This is a genomic window from Flavobacterium sp. ST-158 (genome assembly GCF_058309975.1).
The window spans coordinates 374,058-398,479 of the sequence record NZ_JBZEEN010000002.1; the positions used below are offsets into that span (position 1 = coordinate 374,058).

At 37.0% G+C, this 24,422-nt stretch carries 12 protein-coding genes; all 12 read left to right on the forward strand.

From position 1 onward, the window contains the following. Positions 1-38: 38 nt before the first annotated feature. The 12 genes from AC4FRF_RS05910 (at position 39) to AC4FRF_RS05965 (ending at position 24,401) form a co-directional block, all read left to right on the forward strand. Positions 39-1,532, forward strand: a complete 1,494-nt coding sequence (locus AC4FRF_RS05910) for a cellulase family glycosylhydrolase (RefSeq protein ID WP_491158565.1) — start codon at positions 39-41, stop codon at positions 1,530-1,532. A 363-nt stretch (positions 1,533-1,895) separates the two neighbouring features. Next, positions 1,896-3,149 carry a glycoside hydrolase family 5 protein gene (locus AC4FRF_RS05915; RefSeq protein ID WP_491158566.1) on the forward strand — a complete coding sequence of 418 codons (1,254 nt, stop codon included), beginning with the start codon at positions 1,896-1,898 and terminating at the stop codon, positions 3,147-3,149. A 305-nt stretch (positions 3,150-3,454) separates the two neighbouring features. Further along, positions 3,455-5,776, forward strand: coding sequence for a glycoside hydrolase family 44 protein (locus tag AC4FRF_RS05920; protein WP_491158567.1), 2,322 nt, complete (start codon positions 3,455-3,457; stop codon positions 5,774-5,776). 490 nt (positions 5,777-6,266) lie between these two features. After that, complete coding sequence (gene xyl3A / locus AC4FRF_RS05925; protein WP_491158568.1) at positions 6,267-8,861, forward strand: xylan 1,4-beta-xylosidase; 2,595 nt, start codon at positions 6,267-6,269, stop codon at positions 8,859-8,861. A gap of 11 nt (positions 8,862-8,872) precedes the next feature. Next, on the forward strand, positions 8,873-9,226 hold the full coding sequence (locus AC4FRF_RS05930; RefSeq protein WP_491158569.1) for an L-rhamnose mutarotase: 354 nt from the start codon (positions 8,873-8,875) through the stop codon (positions 9,224-9,226). Between the two features lie 10 nt (positions 9,227-9,236). Beyond that, complete coding sequence (gene galA, locus AC4FRF_RS05935) at positions 9,237-11,693, forward strand: beta-galactosidase GalA (RefSeq protein ID WP_491158570.1); 2,457 nt, start codon at positions 9,237-9,239, stop codon at positions 11,691-11,693. 43 nt (positions 11,694-11,736) lie between these two features. Next, positions 11,737-13,362, forward strand: a complete 1,626-nt coding sequence (locus AC4FRF_RS05940) for an alpha-L-fucosidase (RefSeq protein ID WP_491158571.1) — start codon at positions 11,737-11,739, stop codon at positions 13,360-13,362. 128 nt (positions 13,363-13,490) lie between these two features. Beyond that, positions 13,491-15,377: a beta-L-arabinofuranosidase domain-containing protein gene (locus tag AC4FRF_RS05945; RefSeq protein ID WP_491158572.1), complete on the forward strand. Its 1,887-nt coding sequence runs from the start codon at positions 13,491-13,493 to the stop codon at positions 15,375-15,377. Between the two features lie 215 nt (positions 15,378-15,592). After that, positions 15,593-18,028 (forward strand): glycoside hydrolase family 2 TIM barrel-domain containing protein, encoded by a 2,436-nt coding sequence (locus AC4FRF_RS05950; RefSeq protein ID WP_491158573.1) that lies wholly within the window; start codon positions 15,593-15,595, stop codon positions 18,026-18,028. 7 nt (positions 18,029-18,035) lie between these two features. Further along, complete coding sequence (locus AC4FRF_RS05955; protein ID WP_491158574.1) at positions 18,036-20,021, forward strand: retaining alpha-galactosidase; 1,986 nt, start codon at positions 18,036-18,038, stop codon at positions 20,019-20,021. A gap of 53 nt (positions 20,022-20,074) precedes the next feature. Continuing rightward, a complete protein-coding gene (locus AC4FRF_RS05960; RefSeq protein ID WP_491158575.1) occupies positions 20,075-22,153 on the forward strand; it encodes a discoidin domain-containing protein in 2,079 nt (692 codons plus the stop codon). 46 nt (positions 22,154-22,199) lie between these two features. Beyond that, a complete protein-coding gene (locus tag AC4FRF_RS05965; RefSeq protein WP_491158576.1) occupies positions 22,200-24,401 on the forward strand; it encodes a glycoside hydrolase family 3 C-terminal domain-containing protein in 2,202 nt (733 codons plus the stop codon). Positions 24,402-24,422 lie beyond the last annotated feature (21 nt).

Genomic DNA, 24,422 nt, shown 5'->3' on the forward strand with positions numbered 1-24,422 from the left:
AGGTTTTATATGAAAAAATAAATTTTAAATAAAACAATATGAAATACAAACATTTATACAAGACACTAATGGTGTTAGTTGTTGTTATGCTGGCTTCGGTTTCTTGTTCAAAAGACGATGCTGAAATAGCACAATTAATTGTACCCTCAACTGACGTTTCCTTTGAGCCTGAAGGAGGTTCTTCGGATATCACATTTTCTACTAATGGTGATTGGACTCTTTTAAATGGTGCAGATTGGCTGCATTTAAGTCAGGGAACTGGAAATGCAGGAGAGAACACAGTAACATTGACAGCAGATGAGAACGGTTCAGGATTTACCCGTTCGGTTATTATTAATCTGGAAACTAAAAACGGTAAGGCGAGACGTATAAAAGTGACACAAACAGGGAATTTATATCCTTCTTATAATTTAACCCCGAAACCGGCTGATATGTCAGGGATGAACAGTACTGCTACACAGCTTATTGCAAAAATAAAACAGGGTATAAATATAGGAAATACCATGGAGCTTATGGGAAACAATGCCGACCCTACAGAAGCGAATATCAAATTTATAAAACAAATGGGCTTCAATGCTGTTCGTCTTCCTTGTGGATGGAATTCTGTTGGAGGGGCTTATAAATCTACAGCTTCAAAAATTGATGCTTCTTATATTGCCAGGGTAAAACAAATAGTGCAATGGTGTGTAGAAAACGACTTGTATGTATTGGTTAATATTCACTGGGATGGTAGTCCTATTCCGAATACTGACCCTGTTGAGTATAATGGTTGGTTAGAAAATAATGTTACAGCAAACAAGAAAGATGAAGTCAATGCCAAACAAAAAGCATTGTGGGAACAAATTGCTACAGCCTTGCGAGATTTTGATGAACATTTACTATTTGCAAGTGCTAATGAGCCTAACGCTGGTGATAGAGCAAGTACCGAGATATTATTGAGTTATCATAAAACTTTTATTGATGCGGTGCGTTCAACAGGAGGACGCAACACCTATCGTACTTTAGTGTTACAAGGTCATGACGATTATATTGCTCCAGAGGATTTTACAGCACTAAACGACCCAACACCAAACCGTTTGGCATTTGAATGGCATAATTATACGCCAAGTAGTATGACTATTTTAAATAAAGATAAAGCAAACGGAGGATGGGACGATGTACGTTTTTACTGGAGTGCAGCCAATCATGTTGACGGTCTTGAATTTGGAATAGACAGAAACTGTAGTTATGGTGAAGAAACTGATGCACTAGCAGGCTTCAATAAAATCAAAACTAAATTTATTGATAAAGGGATTCCTTGTATCATGGGAGAGTATAGCTGTCAAAGATGGAATCAAACTACTAATTTAAAACCAGGAGATCAGGCAAAACACGATAAATCGGTTGATGATTGGTGGACTTTTAATACCAAACAATGTATAGCTATTGGTGGTGCTCCGTTTATTTGGGACACAGGAGGACTTTTTAATAGAGCAACCAATACTGTAAATGACCAAAGAGCATTAGATGCTATTATGGCTGGACATAATTAAGGTTAATTTTACCCGTTGGATGGTATTATATATTTATCCAGCGGGTTTTTTAATTCAAAAAAGTATTGAAAACATAATTTGATGTTTTTTCTTTAATAATTTTAACCAGATTATTAAACAATCTCTTTATTCAAATATTATTGTATAATGAAGATAATTCGGTTGGGAATTTAACTTGTTTTTTCAGATATAGTAAACAACACTACTGTTGTACAATTTCAGATTTCTAGTAAATAGGACATCTTATAGAGTCTTTGCAAAATCCAATAAATTTTTTACTTATAATTTTTAAACCATGGTTAGTCAAACTTTGAGGACTAATCATCATGTGTCTTTTATTAACAACCAAAAACCATTTAAATTATGAATTTTAAACATTTTTTCAAAGTAGTAATACTTGTCGTTAGTGTATTTTTTTTCTCATGCTCCAGTAGTGATGAGATTCAAGACCTTGCTTTAAACAATGGGCAATCAAACGCTCCGACTTTAAGAGGAAAACCAGTAAAATCCGTAAGCTATCCTTCTTATAATACCTCACCTTTACCTGCTGATGCAACAGGGATGAGTAGTACAGCAGCTCAATTGGCAACAAAATTTAGACTTGGATGGAATCTGGGAAACACTTTTGAAGCTCCGGGCGGAGAAACTGGATGGGGTAGTCCTGTTATTACCGAGGATTATATAAAATTTGTTAAACAGCAAGGTTTTACTGCAATACGTATTCCATGTGCTTGGGATTGGTATCATTTAAGTAATGCAACTACTGAGCAAATAGATCCCAATTGGCTCAATAGAGTAAAAGAAGTAGTTGGATACTGTGTAAGGAACGATATGTATGTTTTGCTTAATATACACTGGGATGGTGGTTGGTTAGAAAACAATGTTACAACTGCTTCACAAGCAGCAGTCAATGCAAAACAAAAAGCTTTATGGGAGCAAATCGCGACAACCATGCGTGATTTTGATGAGCATTTAATGTTTGCGAGTGCCAATGAACCTAATGTGCAAGATGCAACTCAAATGGCAGTTTTATTGTCATATCACCAGACTTTTGTAAACGCCGTTAGATCTACAGGAGGTAAAAATGCCTATCGTGTTTTAGTTTTACAAGGGCCATCAACAAGTACCGAACTTGCTTATGATCTGATGAATACCCTTCCTACAGATACTGTCCCGAATCGTTTTATGGTAGAAATTCATAACTATACCCCATATCAATTTACGCTTATGAATGGTGATGCTTCATGGGGAAATATGTTTTATTATTGGGGATCTGGACATCATTCGACTATTGAGCCTGAGCGTAATGCAACCTGGGGAGAAGAAAGTTATATAGAAGCCGAATTTCAAAAAATGAAAACAAAATTTGTTGATCATGGTATTCCGGTAATTATGGGTGAGTATGGAGCATATAGAAGAGGAAGTAGTTCAAACGTCCCTTTAGATTTAGCAAAACATAATGAATCCGTAGATTATTGGATAACTTTCAATACACAAAGAGCATTAGCAAACGGGATATTGCCTTTTTACTGGGATACAGGAGGTATTTTAGATAGAAGTAATTATACAGTTAAAGATCAACGTAGTATTAATGCTATTGTAGCTGGAGGTCAATAATATACAGAGACACAAAACAGTGAAAAGTTATTGTTTTGTGTCTGTAATAAGTTGGATATATTTTGAAATATTAGATTTTTGACCACTTTAAGCAATACAATGTTTAAGTGGTCTGAAATTTAGAATAAAAGTTATCCGTAATTCTCCTGTTCTTTTCTAAAAGGTAAATGAATTATATATTTTGTTTTTTTGGCAGCTATGAGATTTTTAGCAATAATATGTTTGTTAAAAAAAGAAAGTATAAAAGTCACAGCTTTTTACTTAAAAAAAACCTTTAAATAAGGATTAACAATTAATCTAAAAATATGAATAAAAAATTATTTTTTTTCGCAACGTTACTTTTTTGCTTTTGTTGCAGTATAGTAACATTTGCTCAAACTGTTCAAATTACGGTAAACGCTACGGTAAATAAAAAAAAGGTATCACCATACATCTATGGTCGAAATGAAAGTTTTGACAATTCGGATCAATTTTATAAAGAAGCAGGTTTAAGATTTGTAAGAGTAGGTGGGGGTAATAATATGTCAGCTTATAACTGGCAAAAAAAAATAGCTGTTCATCCTGATTGGTACAACAATGTTTATGATTCGGACTGGGATGTTTATGCTCAAAAAATTAATAACAATTTTTCTAATTTGCAGAGTATGTTTGCCTTTCAATTACTGGGTAGGACTGCATCCACCAAGGCAAATAATTTTAATGATTGGGAGTTTAGTCAAACTCATAATGGTTTACAGGTACCGGGACAAAATTTGGCAGGAGGAGGAACTCCAAATCTAAATGGAGGTAGTACAGCCCTAGTTGATGGTAATATTAATTTGTTTAGTGAACCATGGCCGGCAGATTCTTCCGTAGGAATTCTAAATGATTGGTTTGGTACTGGTGGCAAAGGGTTTAACAAAGATAAGTTTGTGTATTGGAGTATGGACAATGAAGTGGATATATGGAGCGGCACTCACGATTGGGCAATGCCAACACAACTATCGGCTTCTGCTTTTATGGATCGCTACATAGAATTAGCCAAGAAAGCAAAAGCGATATACCCGGGAATCAAATTGTGCGGACCGGTAACCACTTCTGAATGGCAATGGTACAAATGGTCAACTGAAAATATATATGTTAATGGCAGGTATTATCCTTGGATTGAATATTTTATAAAGCGACTTGCTGATGAGTATAATGCAACTGGTATTAAACTAGTAGATGTATTAGATATTCACAATTATCCTTGGTATAATGGAGATAATGCTGCGGCTTTGCAAGGACACCGAATTTATTATGATGAAACCTATGATTATCTTGGTTCAAACGGCATTAAAACAAGTACTGGAGGATGGGATGCTTCACTTTCTAAGCAATATATTTTTAAACGTATTAACGGTTGGTTAAACGAGCATTTTGGGGTAAACCATGGAATAACATGTGGTTTAAGTGAATGGGGTACTATGACAACTAACAGCAACCCTAATATTGAATCGGTTATATACGCTTCTCATTTGGGCACGTTTGCTAATAATGGAGTTGAATTATTTTCTCCTTGGATTTGGAATACCGGTATGTGGGAAACGTTACATCTTTTTAGTGATTATGCTAAAAATTATAGTGTCGCCAGTACTTCTACACTTGAAAACTCGGTTTCAGCTTATACTACTGTCAACGAAGGATCAGATGCCATGACTGTTATGATTGTAAACAGGGATATGAATACATCGCATACCGTAACTGTAAATATTAATGGTTTCTCTGCTAAAAACGGCTCAGCTGAAACCTTGCAACTTTCTTCGTTACCGGCAACAGAAACATTTGTATCTCATACCAATAACGCTTTAAAAAAGAATTCGGTATCAGTCAATTCAAACTCATTTACCATAACTGTTCCGGCTTTGTCAACTACTGCCGTATTGCTTAATTCAACTACGACTAATTATGTTACGTTAACCAACCGTAGTACAGGATTATTAATTGACGGTATGTGGAGAGGAAGTGATACTAATGTAGGGCAGTGGAGTAATAGTGGAAGCATTGCTCAGCAGTGGTTACTTGAGAGAACAGATGATTATGTAATGATTAAAAACAGAGCTAGTGGAATATACATTGATGGAATGTGGAGAAATGCCAATCCATCCATAGCTGGACATTGGACGCATAGTTTAAGTGATGCACAAAAATGGATTCAGGAAGATCAGGGAGGCGGCTATTTTAAATTTAGAAATAAAGCCACGGGGATGTATCTTGATGGTTTAGGAAGCAGTAATAATGGAGCAGATTTAGGACAATGGAGTGACGGAATCAGTTATAATCAGCAATGGTCAATTAATGTTGTTGGGAGCACCCAAACGGCAAGAATAGATTCTGCTTCTAAAGAAATTGCTTCAGAAGATCAGAATTTTTCAATAGAATTCTCACCTAATCCATTTGTTGATGATTTTAAGGTTGTAATAGCTAAATCAGGAGAACCAGTTCGTGTTACCATTTTTGATACTTTAGGAAGAAAAGTAGAAACAGCCCAATCTTCAGATTCCAATCAGTTATCAATGGGGGCATTATTGAAGCCCGGAATGTATTTAGTTCAGGTTGAAGGAGTACATACAGGGACGCTAAAGAAATTCAAAGTTGTAAAAAAATAAAGCATTTTTTTTTACCGATTCTTTATAAATGATTAGAGGGCAAATGCAATCATAGTATGAATATTATTAAATATCCATACTATGATTTTTAAACTTAATGGAGGTTATTTTTCTGAAAGCTCTTTTTCTAGATCTTTTTAGTATTTAGGTTTATAGCAACATAACGTAAAGATTTTGGAAAGTTTACAGATATTTAAATATTACTGTTAATCAAAGATTAATTATTCAAATGTAAGTCTCTGGTAAAAATATTTGTTTCACGATTAGATATAGAAGTTGATTTTTGTTAAGAAAAATCCTTGTTTGCTTTTTTTCAAAGGATGAAATACTGTCAATAAGACATTTCGATAATGTTTGTGAAACATAATGCCCATTAAATGAAAAGTAAAAGTTGTTTTTTCGCAGAAAGAATAAATTTAAATCTAATGAGAGAGGTTCTTTGACGAAAGACTACTCTCTGTGTAATAATAAAAAATACAAAAAATAAAAAATGAAAAGATCCGTATTCGTAACTATAACTTTTTTTCTCATTACACAAGTTTGGGCACAAGAATATCCTTTCCAAAATTCTAAATTAAGTTCTCAAGAACGTGCCAAGGATTTAATATCCCGTCTTACGTTGAAGGAAAAGGCGTCTTTGATGCTTGATGAATCAGAAGCAATTCCTCGTTTAGGAATAAAAAAATTCAATTGGTGGAGTGAAGGATTGCATGGCATTAGATATGGATATAATGTATCTGTTTTTCCTCAATCTATTGGGATGGCTGCATCCTTTGACGACAAACTCGTTTATCAGGTTTTTGATGCTGTTTCTGATGAATTCCGTGCCAAATACCATGAGGCTCGAAGAGAAGGAAAAGAGAATAGTAAATTTGTAAGTTTGTCGGTTTGGACTCCCAATATAAATATATTCCGTGACCCACGTTGGGGACGTGGTCAGGAAACCTATGGAGAAGATCCTTATTTAACCACCCGTATTGGAATTTCCGTGGTCAATGGACTTCAGGGACCTGCCGATTCAAAATATAAAAAACTATTGGCATGTGCCAAACATTTTGCTGTGCATTCCGGTCCGGAATGGAGCAGACATTCATTGAACCTGAACAATGTTAATCCACGTGATTTATGGGAAACTTATTTGCCCGCCTTTAAAGCACTGGTGCAACAGGCTGATGTGCGCGAAGTCATGTGTGCCTATCAGCGATTGGATGACGAACCTTGTTGTGGAAGTAACCGATTACTTCAGAAAATCCTTCGTAACGATTGGGGATTCAAATACCTTGTTGTTTCTGATTGTGGTGCGATTACCGATTTTTATAGCAGTCATAAGGTTTCATCTGATGAAGAGCATGCAGCTGCCAAAGCAGTACTTTCAGGTACTGATGTAGAATGTGGTTGGGGCTATGCTTACAATAAATTACCTCAGGCAGTTGATAAAGGATTACTTGATGAAAAGGATATCGATGAACGCCTGGAACGGGTTTTGGTTGGGCGTTTTGACTTAGGTGAAATGGATGATGATTCCTTAGTGTCCTGGTCAAAGATTCCTACGTCGGTAATTGATTCTAAGGAGCATAAAGAATTAGCACTAAAAATGGCTCAGGAATCAATGGTTTTGCTTCAAAACAAAAACAATATCCTGCCATTGTCTAAATCAGTAAAAAAGATTGCTGTAATAGGACCTAATGCTGACGATGAGACGATGTTGTTAGGGAATTATAATGGGTTTCCGTCCAGTATCACTACTATTTTGGAGGGAATTCAAACAAAATTACCTGTGGATAAAATATTTTACGATAAGGGTTGTGACATAATCGAAGACATGATTACACAAAGTCTTTTCGAAAACTGCTCTTTTGAAGGAAAAGCGGGGATGAAGGCAAGCTATTGGAATAATAAAGAATTTAAGGGAGAAATTGTTACAATTGAACAAATCATAAATCCGATACAATTAACAACTGCTGGGCAAAACCAATTTAGTCGTGGCGTAAATCTTAAAGGGTTTTCTGGAAAATTTGAAACGGTTTACCATGCTAGTCAATCGGAGGAAATAGTTTTCAGGTTAGAATTTGGAGGAAAATGCGATGTGATTATTAACAACAAAACTTTGTTTTCAAAAGAATTATGGCAATTAGCGCCAATCAGACTTCCCTATAAGGTTGAAAAAGGGAAAGAATACAAGATTGAGGTTAAGTATGCAGCTGTTAACGATGGAGTTGAGGCGAGCCTTAAGTTAAATATTGGCAGGGAGATCCCGGTTAATTATGATGCATTGGTTGATAAACTAAAAGGAATAGATGAGGTAATTTTTGTTGGTGGAATTTCACCAAGATTAGAAGGAGAAGAAATGCCGGTAGAATTTAATGGTTTCAAAGGTGGTGACCGAACTCATATTGAACTTCCTCAATCGCAACGTAAATGTTTGCAAGCATTGAAAAAAGCAGGTAAAAAGATAGTGTTTGTGAACTGTTCCGGAGCTGCTATGGCTTTAACTCCTGAAACTGAAAGTTGCGATGCTATTCTTCAAGCTTGGTATGGTGGACAATCTGGTGGTCAGGCCGTTGCCGATGTGCTTTTTGGAGATTACAATCCTTCTGGTAAATTACCAGTTACTTTCTATAAGAATTCAGATAAACTTGGGGATATTGAAGATTATTCCATGAAAGGAAGGACTTATCGGTTTACTGATGATGCACTTTTTCCTTTTGGATATGGATTAAGTTATACTTCATTCAAAATGGGAAATGCCAAATTAAGCAAAACCACTATCAAAGAAAATGAATCAATCCAATTGACTGTGCCAATAACAAATACAGGTAAACGTGATGGTGTAGAGGTGGTGCAGGTTTATATTCGAAAAGTAAACGACATTGAAGGGCCTTTAAAAACCTTACGAGGATATCAACGTGTGGAAATTCAAGCAGGTAAAACCCAACAGCTTTCTATTGATCTTGATCCTTCTTCATTTGAATTTTTCGATTGGAGTCAGCGTAAAATGTTGGTGACTCCGGGTGAATATGAAGTTTATTATGGGAATAGTTCTGATAGTAAGAACTTGAAAAAAACAAAAATCACTATTCAATAATTATTATAAAAATGAAAAAAATATTTAAACGTTACTGTAAGACAATGGAATTACGTAACGATTCGGTATTAATCGAAGCCTATAAAAAAGCCCATGCTAAAGGTGCAGCCTGGCCGGAAATAACCCAAGGAATGAAGGAAGTGGGTATAGTAGATATGGAAATCTATCTTTTGGGCACAAAACTTTTTATGATTATGGACACTGTTACTGATTTCGACCATGACAAAGCAATGGCTGAATTGGCACTTAAACCACGTCAAAGCGAATGGGAAGCACACATGTCACAATTTCAGGATAGCTCTGCCGAAGCAACAGCCGATCAGAAATGGCAATTGATGGACAGAATTTACAAAATAGATAAATAAAGTTTTAAATATGACAAATAAATTATTGAAAGTATTAGTGCTTGTATGCATTCAGCATGGAATATTGTTGGGACAAGTATCTGGAATAAATCCAAAAGCAAACGTATCCAAACGTTCAAAAATAAATTTTGATGAAAGTTGGCAATTTCACAAAGGTGATATAGCGATGAAGCTTGTTGTTAGAGTTGGTCAAGGCGGTATAACTGATATTAATGTCCCAATTATTCAGAAGAAAGATACCGTTATTGACTATACAAATTTTAGAAGCAGTTTATCAATGTTACCAACCGATTGGAAAACGGTTAACCTTCCTCACGACTGGTGTATCGAAGGAGACTTCGTTCATGACGATGATTTGGGAAGCCAGCCATCTGCTAGCGGATATTTACCTGTAGGTAAAGGAGTTTATAGAAAGGAATTTGAGATTCCAGAATCAGACAAAGGAAAGAAAATCTCCATTGAATTTGACGGAATATTCAGAAATAGTACCGTTTGGGTTAATGGTCACCTTCTTGGTCATCACCTTAGTGGGTATACACCCTCAAACTATGATTTGACTGATTTTCTTCGTTATGGCAATGAAGGCAAAAATGTCATTTTGGTGAAGGTTGATGCTACACAACCAGAAGGCTGGTGGTATGAAGGCTGCGGTATTTACAGACACGTATGGCTAATTAAAACAGATAAGTTGCATGTTGCAAGATTTGGTACCTATATTACCACGCCTACTATTTCTGATGAAGAAGCGGCTGTGAGTATTAAAACAACATTGAAAAACGAATACAAAACGGCTAAAAACCTTACCCTTGTTTCTAAAATAGTTGATAAAAAAGGGATGGTTATCGATACTGAAACTACTACTATGTCAATCTCTCCATTTGATCAGTTAGAAGTATCTCAAACAGGTGCAATTAAAACACCTAAGCTTTGGTCACCCGAAACTCCAAACCTATATAAAATACTTACCGAAGTTATTGAAAATGGAAAAATTGTGGATACTTATGAAACTACTTTTGGTGTTAGAACTGTCGATATTAACAAAAATGGTGTATTCCTTAACGGTAAATTATACCCGGTAAAAGGAACCTGTAACCATCAGGATTTTGCCGGTATAGGAGTGGCAGTTCCAGACAAAGTAAACTGGTACAAAATAAAAGTATTGAAAGAAACTGGAAGTAATGCCTATCGTTGTACACATCACATGCCTACACCGGAAGTACTTGATATGTGCGATAGTATAGGAATGTTGGTATTGGATGAGAACCGTCATTTGTCAAGTTCCAAAGATGGATTGGAAGATTTATCTACTATGTTATACAGAGACAGAAACCACCCGTCAATATTTATGTGGAGCTTAGAAAATGAAGAAGCAATGCAAGGTACAGTAATGGGGGCCAGAATTTTAGAAACTATGGTAGAAACCAGCCACCGAATTGATCCGTCAAGAAAAGTAACCGCTGCCATGAATCATGCCCGAAACGAGGGGGGATACAGTGATTTACTCGATGTTGTAGGATATAATTATGGCGACAAACAACTAGCCTATGTAAAAGATAAAGAGAATCACCCGGATCGTGTGATGTTTTGTACCGAAGGTACAAGCTTTGTTTCGACCCGTGGTGAATATGAAAATAGTTGGTGGAAACACCTTTGTTCAAACTCAACGATATGGCAACCGGGCTGGGGACCTTATCCGGGAGAGGATTGGGCAGATATTGTGAAGTATCCTTATTTGGGAGGGTTGTTTGTATGGACAGCATTTGATTATCGTGGTGAACCAACGCCTTTTTCATGGCCTAGTGTGGCCTCTCAATTCGGATTCATGGATGTTTGCGGTTTCCCTAAAGACGGTTATTATGCCTATAAAGCTGCTTGGACGGATATTCCGACTGTACACATTTTTCCACACTGGAACTGGGCGGGTAAAGAAGGTGATTCTATTCAGGTTCATTGTTATACCAATTGTGATGAAGTGGAATTATTCCTTAATGGGAAAAGTATAGCTAAGAAAAAGGCTGAACCTTATAAAAAACTAATTTGGGATTTGGTATATAAACCAGGGAAATTAGAAGCCAAAGGCTACAAAGCTGGAAAACTGGTAACAAAAGATATTGTAGAAACTACTACAGCTCCTGCTCAGTTGGATTTAGACAGTGATGTAAATACTTTAAAAGCGGATGGATGTGATGTAGCAATAATTAAGGTTGCCATAAAAGATACCAAAGGGCGCGTTGTACCAACAGCTGATAATCTGGTGAAATTTAGTATTGATGGACCCGGAAAGATAATTGGTGTGGCCAATGGAAATCCGAATAGTCACGAACGCGATAAAGCCAGTGAACGTATGGCTTTTAATGGTTATTGTATGGTATTGGTTCAGTCTGATAAGGCAATTGGGAGCATTAAATTAAAAGCATCATCTGATGGTTTGAAAAGTACAGAAGTTGTAATTAAAACTATTCAGTAAATAAAGTATTTAACTCAAAAAATAAATATTAAAACAAAAAGTAATGCGTAGTACATTTCTAAGTATCTTCCTTTTTCTACTGTCATCAAATATAAATGCACAGGATGAGAAAATTGTAGTTGTCAATACTGATAAAGAACCCATTGCTTCTGGTAAGTTTCAACCAACATGGGAATCTCTTAGTCAATACAAAGTTCCTGATTGGTTTCGTAATGCCAAGTTTGGTATCTGGGCACATTGGGGACCACAATGCCAGCCCGAGCAGGGCGACTGGTATGCACGTGGTATGTATGAAGAAGGTTCTGATTACTACAAATGGCATGTGCAAAATTATGGTCATCCTTCTAAAGCGGGTTTTAAAGAAGTAATAAACGACTGGAAAGCTCAAAATTGGAATCCTGAAGAATTGGTAAAGTTATACAAACGAGTAGGAGCCCAATATTTCTTTGCTATGGCAAACCATCATGACAATTTGGATTTGTGGGATAGCAAATACCAAGAATGGAATTCAACGCGTGTAGGTCCCAAAAAGGATATTGTGGCAGGTTGGGCAGCGGCGGCAAAAAAATACAAACTACCATTTGGATTAAGTGTTCATGCTTCTCGTCCGTGGACTTGGTATGAATTAGCCCAGAGTGCTGATAAAAAAGGAGAATTTGCCGGTGTAACTTACGATGGCAAGCTTACAAAAGAAGATGGAAAGGGAACCTGGTGGGAAGGTCTAGATCCGCAGGAACTATATGCCCAAAATCATAAGGTAAGTAAGATAACTGATTTTTCAGAATGGTGGAATTGGGGTGGTGGAGCCTCTGTTCCTTCACAGCAATACTGTGATAAATTTTATAACAGGACAATGGAGTTGATTAATAAATTCAATCCTGATTTGTTGTATTTTGATGACACAACACTTCCTTTATATCCTATAAGTGATGCAGGTTTAAAATTGGCTACTCATTATTACAATCATAATATGGCTACTCATAAAGGGAAATTAAATGCTGTTATGTTTGGTAAAATACTTACCGAGCAACAAAAAGAATGTATGGTATGGGATGTAGAACGTGGAGCGCCTGACAAGCCACAGGCCAAAGCATGGCAAACCTGTACCTGTATTGGTGATTGGCATTATAATAGAAAGGTGTATGATGAAAATCGCTATAAATCGGCTGCAACGGTTATTCGAACTTTGATTGATATAGTAAGTAAAAATGGGAATTTATTACTCAATATTCCCGTTCGCGGCGATGGTACAATTGATGACAAAGAGGTTGCTGTTCTGGAAGGTATTGCTGCCTGGATGGATGTCAATAAAGAAAGTATATTTGATACCCGTCCTTGGAATATTTTTGGTGAAGGACCATCGGTTAGTTCCGAAAATCCATTAGATGCGGCCGGTTTTAATGAAGGGAAGGTTGGATTTAGCGAAAAAGATATTCGTTTTAATCAAAAAGGAAATGTTTTATACGCTACAGTTATGAATGTTCCAAAAGAAGATATTATCATAAAATCACTTGGAAAGAATAAAAATAGATTTAGAATTAAAAAGATAGAGATGCTTGGTAGTAAAGAAAAACTTTCTTGGAAACAATATGATGCTTCACTGGTAATTACAAAACCGAAAATTATCCCAAATAATATTGCATTAGTATTTAAAATAAAAGAAAAATAGAATTATACCAAGACTTTGTTGGTTTAATCTAATAAACAAGCTAGGAAAGAATAGGGTTAAAGGTTTATTCCAAAACATAAAGGTCTGAATTTTGTTTTTAAACCCTAACAAAAATATTAATAGAAAGTATGTACAAATTAAATAATGTTACAATCAAACTCTTGTTGGGAATCTTATTTTTCTCAATAAACTTTCTATGTGCCCAAACGCTTTCCGATTGGGAAAACACGTTTCTTGTTAAAGATAAACGTCCAATCGCGTTTTCCACTAAAGATGTTGTTTTGTCCGAGTCGTGGGTAAAGCAACGAGAGGCTGTTAACACACGGTATATTTATCAGTTTGAGCCTGACAGGCTGCTTCACAATTTTAGAATTAATGCCGGAATTGAATCGAAAGCGAAACCATTAGAAGGTTGGGAGTCCCCTGGCGTGGGTTTACGTGGGCATTTTGTAGGTCATTATTTATCAGCTTGTGCTTCTTTGATTGAAAAAACGGGTGATACTTTGCTTCAAAAACGTGTAAAATATATGGTTGACGTACTTGGAGATTGTCAGCAAAAATTGGGGGGCAAATACCTGAGCGCATTTCCTGAAAGTGATTTTACTATACTTGAAACTAAATTTAGTGGTGTTTGGGCTCCATATTATACCTATCACAAAATCATGCAGGGAATGCTTGATGTTTATACGGCTACCGGAAACAAAAAAGCATATTCAATTGTGTTAGGTATGGCTGCTTATGTAAAAGAACGAATGGATAAACTTTCGCCCGAAACAATTGAGAAAATACTGTACACGCCCCAGGCAAATCCAGCAAACGAAGCTGGAGGAATGAACGACGTCCTGCACAATTTATTTGCTGTTTCCAAGGATTCAGCACATTATAAACTGGCTTGTCTTTTTGATTGCAAATGGTTCAGTCAACCCTTGTATGAAGGAAAAGATATTTTATCAGGTTTGCATTCTAATACCCACTTGCCTTTGGTGATTGGCTTTGCTAAACGGTATGAAAATACTGGAGATATCTATTACCGCGATGTGGTTTCTCATTTCTGGGATATGCTTGAACATCATCATTGCTATGCGAATGGTTCGAGTAGTGGTCCGAGACCTATTGCCACAACTCCTGCCGCTCAAACTTCAGAACATTGGGGGAAAGCTGATGGTTTAAGTACGACACTTACAGACAAAACTTCCGAATCATGTGTTTCGCATAACACACAAAAAATTACAAGTACTTTGTTTCGTTGGACTGCCCAACCCGAGTATGCCGATGTATATATGAATACGCTTTATAATTCCGTTTTTGCACTGCAAAATGCTGAAACCGGATGCAATGTTTATTCCTTGCCATTGGGTTCGCCAAATAAAAAGAATTTTGCAAAACCAAGTGACTTTTTTTGTTGCAACGGAACAACTATCGAAGCATTTACCGACTTGAATGCCAATATTTATTTTTATAACAACGATAATCTCTGGGTAAACCTGTACATTCCTTCCTCGGTCAATTGGAAATCTAAAGGTATTACATTATCTCAGTCGTCTGATTTTACAGATAGTCCAGTAGTGAAATTTAATATAACAGCTAAGAAAAGCACACCATTTGCACTTAAATTATTTATTCCATCATGGGCTGATGAACAAACTCAGGTTTTAGTAAACGGAAAGCCTGTAGAAGGGAAAATTGTACCCATGTCGTATGTTACTATTGACAGAAAATGGAAAAACGGGGACAAAATAGAAATACGCTATAATTATCAATTTCATTTAAAACCAATGCCCGACAATCCGAACGTCATTGCACTGTTTTATGGCCCGGTTTTATTGGCATTTCAGGTTCATAAAGAAACAATATTAAAAGGAAATGAGGTAGATATTTTGAAAAATGTCTCCAAACAAGGGAATTCTATGTCGTTTATATTGAGAAATAATGGAAAAGAATTTACGCTTGTGCCTTTTTACAAAGTAACGGATGCTTCCTACGGGGTGTATGCAACTATCAGGAATGAGTATTAAAATTGAAGAATAATCAAAACAAAAAGTATTTGCCATATAGGGGCGCACCATTACAAAATGAAAGATCATGATAAAAAAGTTTTTATTCATACTTACAATTCTTTCATCTGCTACCCGGCTCGATGCACAAACGCTCAACGATTGGGAAAATCCCGATGTGAATGGCTTTAATAAAGAGATAATTTTATAAAATAGAAATAATAGAAATTGACAAGATGCGTAGCTTAAATTCACACAAAAAGAATCATTGTATAAAACAATCTGCCTTAGTATTCATCCTATTTCTAAGCTCTTTTGCCGGCTATTCGCAAAATGGTACAGAAAGAAAACAACTGTTTGATTATGACTGGAAATTTTTTTTAGGAGATGTTGCTGAAGCTAAAGCAAATGATTTTAATGATGTGAGCTGGCGCAAACTTGACTTGCCTCACGATTGGAGCATTGAAGGACAAGTAAATCCTAAAAATCCAACAAAAGGAGCAGGAGGATATTTCCCCGCAGGGATTGGCTGGTATCGGAAAACATTTGATGTACCCGCAGAGTGGAAAGCTGAAAAAATAGCAATCTATTTTGAAGGTATTTACATGAATTCTGAAGTGTTTATCAACGGAAAATCGCTGGGTGTACATCCGTATGGTTACACTTCTTTCAGTTACGACCTAACACCTTACTTGAATTTTGGAAAAGAAAATGTTATTGCAGTAAAGGTTGATAATTCACAGCAGGTAAATAGTCGTTGGTACAGTGGTTCAGGAATCTATCGTCATGTTTGGATGATGGTAACTAATCCAGTGCATGTGGCACAATGGGGTACAGCAATCACAACTCCAGTAGTGTCTGCAAAAAAAGCTACTGTACAGCTAAAAACATTAGTGAAAAACGAAACCGCATCTGCCCAGAGTGTTCTTGTAAAAACGCTTCTTTGGAACAAGAATTTTAAAAACACAGGAAAGGCTCAGATACAAATTGAGATTCCAGCTAACAGCGAAAAGGAAATCACTCAAACCATAAATATGTCAAACCCGTTGCTTTGGACACCAGAAACGCCCAATTTATATCAGGCTCAAATTCAGGTTGTAAAAGATAAAAAAGTATTGGATGAGACTAAAACCAATTTTGGCATTCGTACCATAAAATTTACTGCTGATAACGGATTTCAATTGAATGGAAAAACGGTAAAAATAAATGGAGGTTGTGTGCATCACGATAATGGTTGCTTGGGTGCTGCTGCTTATGACCGCGCCGAAGAGCGCAAGATTGAATTGCTCAAAGCAGCCGGATTCAATGCCGTTCGTACTTCACACAATCCTCCTTCCGAAGCATTTTTAAATGCTTGTGACCGATTGGGTTTACTGGTTATGGACGAATCTTTTGATTGTTGGAATGTTGGAAAGAATAGTAATGATTATGCTAAGTATTTCAATGAGTGGTGGCAACGCGATTTGGACGCCATGGTATTACGCGATCGCAATCATCCTTCGGTTTTTATGTGGAGTATTGGTAATGAAATACCAGAAAGAGGAGAACCACAAGCGATTGAAACCGCTAAAATGCTCATAAACGGTATAAAGAAAATGGATACAACACGTCCTGCAACATCTGCTATTGTGGATAATGGTAAGTATTGGTCAGTTTTTGATCCGCTTATGGCGGTACACGATGTGGCAGGATATAATTATCACTTGCATAGTGCTCCGGACGATCATAAAAGAGTGCCTTCAAGAATGATTGTTCACACGGAATCCTATCCAAAAGATGCTTTTGTTAATTGGAAATTGGTACAGGAAAACAATTGCGTAATTGGTGATTTTGTTTGGACGGCGATAGATTATCTTGGTGAATCCGGTATTGGTAGAACTTTTTATTCGGGCGAAACACCCGGTGAAAATTGGGATAACGATATGTTTCCTATTCATGCGGCCTATTGCGGCGATATTGATTTGATGGGATGGAGAAAACCCATTTCGCACTATCGAAGCATGTTGTACAACGACAATGAAAAACTATACATGGCCGTTCGTGAACCCGAACCCGAACCATTGGAAATCAAAACAACATGGTGGTCAGTGTGGCCCACTTGGGAAAGCTGGACTTGGCCAGGTTTTGAAGGTAAAAAGATTCAGGTTGAGGTATATTCTAAATATCCGATAGTAAGACTTTATCAGGACAATAAGCTGATTGGTGAACAGCCAACTACCCTAGAACAGGAATTTAAGGCTACTTTTTCAGTTCCATATGCTGCAGGAGTGCTTAGAGCTGTTGGAGTAGAAAAAGGAAAGGAAATGGAATCAACCATTCTTCAAACTGCTGGCGATGTTACAAAAATAAAACTTACTGCCGACCGAAAAGAAATACTGGCCAACGGACAGGACTTGTCATACATAACTGTTGAAATAACGGATAAGGACGGGATAATCCAACCGGATGCTACCAATCGCCTGCATTTTAAAATTGATGGTCCGGGAGTAATAGCAGGAGTGGATAATGCCAACATCAAAGATACAGACTCTTATGTAGACAATACACGTAAAGCCTGGAAAGGGAAGGCATTGATGGTGGTAAAGAGTACTCATGTAGCAGGAAATATTAGGATAACAGTTAGTTCTCCGACTTTGGAAGAAACAGCAATAAACATTAAATCGGTTAAATAATAATGGTATGAAAAGAATACTTTTAAATACAATCCTATTTATTTTTTTATCAACAGCTGTTGGTTTTACTCAGGTCATCCATGTAAAGTCTCCTGATGGTAAGATTGACATGGCGTTAGAAAACGGAGCTAAAATTTCATGGTCTGTAAAACATGAAAATACAACAGTTATCGCTCCTTCCACTATTTCGTTAACACTGGGTAACGGTGAGGTTTTAGGAAATAATGCAAAAGTGATTAGTACTAAAAATTCAAAAGTAAATACCGCTTTTGATACCTCTATTTATAAAAAGAAAACGGTAATAGACGAGTACAATCAGGTCATAGTAAACTTTAAGGGTAATTTTGGTTTGATTTTAAGGGCTTATAATGATGGTGTTGCCTACCGTTTTTTTACCAATAAGAAGGGAGAAACTATTATTGAATCTGAAGAAGCAAATTTTAACTTTAACAAGGATTACAAGGCCTATGTTCCCTACGTTAGGGATTTAAGGGAAAATGATATGTATTCATTTGCTTTTGAATGCGACTATGTTGAAACTCCTCTTTCCAAATTTGTGATAGATTCACTTGCTATTTCGCCGTTTCTTATTGATTTAGGAAATGGAAAAAAAGCAGCTATTATAGAAGCTGACCTAGAGGATTATCCGGGTATGTTCTTAACACGTAAAATTCAAACACAACAAGGTTTGCAAGGAGTTTTTGCTCATTACCCAAAGGAAGAGCGCTTGGGAGGCTATAACAACATGGACTATATGGTAGTAAAAAGGGAATCGTATATCGCAAAAACGAACGGTAGCCGTAAATTTCCATGGAGAGCAATCGTAATTAGTGAAAGCGATAAAGACTTGTTGAACAATGATATGGTACAAAAGCTTGCAGCACCTTCTAGGATTAATGATATAAGCTGGATAAAACCAGGTAAAGTAGCATGGGATTGGTGGAATGACTGGAATATTTCGAAAGTCGATTTTAAGGCAGGAATCAATACGGAAACCTATAAATATTATATTGATTTTGCTGCGAAAAATCATATTGAGTATGTGGTGATAGATGAAGGTTGGAGTGAGGAAACCGATATGATGAAAATTGCTCCAAACATGGATGTTAAAGAACTTGTTAACTACGGAAAACAAAAAAATGTAGGGATTATTCTTTGGGCTTCGTGGTATGCCATAAATCAGGTTTTGGATGATGCTTTTTCTAAATATTCACAAATGGGCGTGAAAGGTTTTAAAATAGATTTCATTGATCGTGATGATCAAAAAATGGTAAAATCATTGTATAATATTGCTAATAAAGCAGCATCCTATCAACTTATTATTGATTACCACGGGATGTATAAACCTACTGGTATTCAGAAAACCTTCCCTAATATTGTCAATTTTGAAGGGGTTAAAGGTTTGGAGAACGTTAAGTGGACACCAAATGATGATACGCCATATTATGCCACTTGTATTCCCTTTATCCGAATGTTGGCGGGACCTATGGATTATACACCTGGAGCCATGCGTAATGCAACAAGATCCGATTTTCATCCAAGCAACTCTATGCCAATGAGTCAGGGAACCAGATGTCATCAATTGGGAATGTATGTTGTTTATGAAGCACCACTGCAAATGATGGCCGATAGTCCTACAGCTTATATGAAAGAGCAGGAAAGCACCACTTTTATTTCTCAAATTCCAACTACTTTTGATGAAACGGTTGCCCTTGATGGGAAAGTGGGAGAATATGTAGCCATTGCCAGAAGAAAGGGTGATATATGGTATGTAGGCGGTTTGACTAACTGGACATCAAGGGAGACGATAGTAGACCTATCGTTCCTCGATAAAGGAACCTACTCTGCCGAGATTTTTAGAGATGGAGTCAACGCAAACAAAGATGCCACAGACTATAAACACGAAACAGTTAATGTTACAAATACCGATAAGCTAACCGTTAATATGGCTAATGGTGGTGGTTTTGCAATCATAATTAGTGCTGAAAAATAAACGCATTATTCACGAATTAAAATACTCTTAATAACATAAATAAATTAAATAAAATGATAAATAAATTTTTCTGGGGAATGCTACTTTCTTCCCTTTTAGTTAGTGCTTCATATGCACAGTCCAAGTCGCCTCAGGCTTGTGGGCCAACGCCATCGGAGAACCAAATGAGAGTGCAAGAAATGGAATCGTATGCTTTTATACATTTTTCGTTAAATACTTATACAGATCAATCATGGGGATTTGGAAGTGAAGATGTTAAACTTTTTAATCCTGAAAAGTCAGATTGTCGCCAATGGGCACGTATTTGTAAAGAAGCTGGTTTGAAAGGAGTTATTCTTACAGCAAAACACCATTGTGGTTTTTGTCTTTGGCCTTCTAAATACACAGAATATTCAGTTAAAAATGCTCCATGGAAAAACGGACAAGGCGATATGGTTCGTGAAATGGCCGATGCCTGTAAAGAATACGGTTTGAAATTTGGTATTTACCTTTCACCATGGGACAGAAATCATCCAGATTATGGAAAACCGGAATATATTACCTATTTCAGAAACCAATTGACAGAGCTTCTTACCAATTATGGTGAAATTTTCGAGGTATGGTTTGACGGTGCCAATGGAGGAGATGGTTATTATGGTGGAGCAAATGAAGTTCGTAAAATAGATGCTAAAACCTATTATGATTGGAAAACCACTTACGCATTGATTCATAAATTACAGCCTAAATGTGTGATTTGGAACGATGGTGGTGAAAGAGGAGACCTTCGCTGGGTGGGAACCGAGGAAGGTTTTGTAGGCGAAACAAACTGGAGTCTTTTGAACGCAACGGGTGATGTTCCGTGGAATAATTTGCATTTTGGTGTTGAAAACGGGAATAAATGGGTGATGGCTGAAGTGAATACTTCCATTCGTCCAGAGTGGTTTTATCATCCTGACGAAGATAATAAAGTAAAAACAGTTCCTCAATTGATGGATCTTTATTACAACTCTATTGGACGCAACGGAACTATGTTGCTGAATTTTCCAATTATGCCAAACGGTTTGATTCACCCAACTGATGAAAAGAATGCCATTGAATTTGGTAAAGCTGTAAAAGAATCCTTTGCTGTAAACCTTGCCGAAAACAAAAAAACAACAGCTTCAAGTGTGCGTAATAATTCAAAAAAGTTTGCTGCTAAATTAGCGGTAGATGGAAAGAAAAATACCTATTGGTCTACGGATGATAATACAAAAACTGGATCATTAACAATTGATTTGGGTAAGCCAACCCTATTCAACCGTTTTATGGCACAGGAATACATCCGTTTGGGTCAACGTGTGAAATCCTTTACTGTGGAAGCTCTTGTGGATGGAAATTGGAAAGAAATAACAAGAGGAACTACCATTGGTTATAAACGAATCCTTCGTTTTCCTGCTGTAAATGCAACTCAGCTGCGTTTCAATGTTACCGATTCAAAATGCAATCCTGTTATTTCTAATATCGAGATTTATGATGCTCCGGTATTCTTGTATGCGCCTTCTATTATCCGAAATCAATCTGGTGAAGTAACCCTATCGACTAATGATATAGGGCCAATTTTTTACTATACTTTAGACGGTAGCGAACCTACTTCAAATTCAAAAAAATATACAGGTCCATTTGTAGCAGACGGTAAAGTAGAGATAAAAGCAATTTCTTATGATCCTACGTCGCGTAAGAGCAGTCCGGTTGGTGTTGAAAAATTTGATATTTCTAAAAAAGACTGGAAGTTAGTTGGGATAAATGATGATAAAGCTACTGCGATATTTGATGGTGATCCAGCTACTGTATGGCATCAGAAGGATAATAAAATGCCAATTGATTTAGTGATTGATCTTGGAAACAGTAAAAGTTTTGTTGGCTTTAAATATACACCTGATCAGAATAAATGGAGTTCCGGTATCATCACTACTTATCAATTCTATGTTTCAGCAGATAATATAGATTGGAAATTGGTAAGCGAAGGAGAATTTTCCAACATCAAAAACAACCCTTTGATGCAAATCAAAAATTTTACTCCGGTAATGGGGCGTTACATTAAGTTGCGCGCTTTGAAAAACACCCATGGCGATAATGTAGCTGGTTATGCCGAAGTGGATGTGATTACTAAATAATTAACAGGACAGCAGTTTGATAAACAATAGAGAAGAAAACAATATCATGATAATAAGAAAAATTAGCGTTTTAGTAGTACTATTTACGCTATTGTCTGTCAACGGATGGGCACAAGAGCCTGTTTACCTGGATACAAGTAAACCCATAGAAGCTCGTGTAAAGGATGCCTTGTCCCGAATGACATTAGAAGAAAAAGTGGCACTTTGCCATGCCCAATCAAAATTCAGTTCCAAGGGAGTTCCTCGTCTAGGTATTCCAGATGTATGGTCTGCCGATGGATCTCATGGTGTGAGCGATGAGAAATTATGGGATGAATGGAGTGGGGCGCAATGGACGAATGACTCTTGCACCGCTTTTCCTGCATTGACCTGTCTTGCGGCAACATTCAATCGAGATATATCGTTGCTTTACGGTAAATCTATTGGAGAAGAAGCCCGATACCGAAACAAAACCATGTTACTAGGACCGGGAGTTAATATTTATCGTACACCACTCAATGGTCGGAATTTTGAATATATGGGTGAAGATCCATTTTTGGCTTCACGCATAGTGGTTCCATACATTCAGGGAGTACAGTCCAATGGAGTTGCTGCTTGCGTAAAGCACTTTGCATTGAACAATCAGGAAATTTCCCGTGGCGAAATTAATGTAAATGTAAGTGACCGGGCATTGCACGAGATTTATCTTCCTGCCTTTAAAGCTGCCGTTCAGGAAGGAAAAGCATGGTCAATCATGGGAGCCTATAACAAAATATGGGGTGTACATTGCTGTCACAACGACATTTTGTTGAATAAAATTCTGAAAAATGATTGGAAGTTCGATGGCGTGGTGGTCAGTGACTGGGGCGGTGTTCATAATACCGATGAAGCGGTCAATGGTGGACTTGATATTGAGATGGGAACCTATACCAATGGATTGACAACACAAGGTCATTTTCCTTTTTCCAGCTATTTCTTGGCTAATCCGTTCCTGAAAGGAATTAAATCTGGGAAATACGAAATGTCGAAGCTTGATGATAAAGCGAGCCGAATTTTGCGAATGATTTTTCGCACTACCATGAGTGCTAATCGTCCGTTTGGACGTTTTGTATCGCCCGAACACAGTACCGCAGCACGAAAAATTGCAGATGAAGGTATTGTACTCCTTAAAAATAACAAACAGTTTTTACCCATTCCTGAAGGCAAATACAAAACGATTGCCGTGATAGGCGAAAATGCTTCCCGTAGTCTGGTTGTGGGTGGAGGTTCTACGTCGTTGAAAGCTGCTTATGAAATTTCACCATTAGAGGGATTAAAGAAAAAATACGGTGAAAATCATATTGTATACAGTATGGGATATGCTTCGGGTCCGTCGTTATATGGGGCTGAAGAACCTTCTAAATTAAATTTAGACTCCTTGCAAACTGCAGCTGTTGCCGTTGCCCGTCATGCCGATGTGGTGCTGTTTGTTGGTGGTTTGAATAAAAATTATTTTCAGGATTGTGAAAGTGGTGACCGTAAATCACTTAGTTTACCATTCGGACAAGATAAATTAATTGAAGCGATACAAAAAGTCAATAAAAATGTTGCCGTAGTTTTACTAAGCGGAAATGCGGTTTTGATGCCTTGGTTGGATAAAGTACCGGCTGTTGTACAAGGATGGTATCTTGGCTCAGAGGCTGGAAATGCTTTGGCAGATATTATTTCTGGAGACGTAAACCCTTCAGGGAAACTCCCAATCTCATTTCCTAAAAAACTGGAAGATGTTGGGGCACATGCCTTTGACAAACTCTGTTATCCAGGTGATGGTGTCAACGTGAATTACAAAGAGGATATATTGGTGGGATACCGTTGGTTTGACACTAAAAAAATTCCTGTGCTTTTCCCATTTGGATATGGATTGAGTTATACCACATTCCAATATGGAAAACCTACAGTTTCTTCAAAATCAATTACAACAGCCGATTCAGTAGTGGTGACAATTCCAGTAAAAAACACAGGAAAAGTGGCAGGAAAGGAAGTGGTTCAACTCTATCTTAACGATGAAAAATCGAGTTTACCTCGCCCAGTTAAAGAATTGAAAGGATTTGAGAAAATTTATTTAGAGCCAGGAGAGGAAAAAATGCTGCGTTTTACCTTAACAAAAGAGGATCTTTCGTATTATGATGACAAAAAAAGCGCCTGGATTGCTGAACTGGGAAAATTCAAAGTGATGATTGGAGCTTCAGCCACGGATATCAAGGGCACGGTTGATTTTATTTTGAAATAAGACATTATAAATGATTTTAAA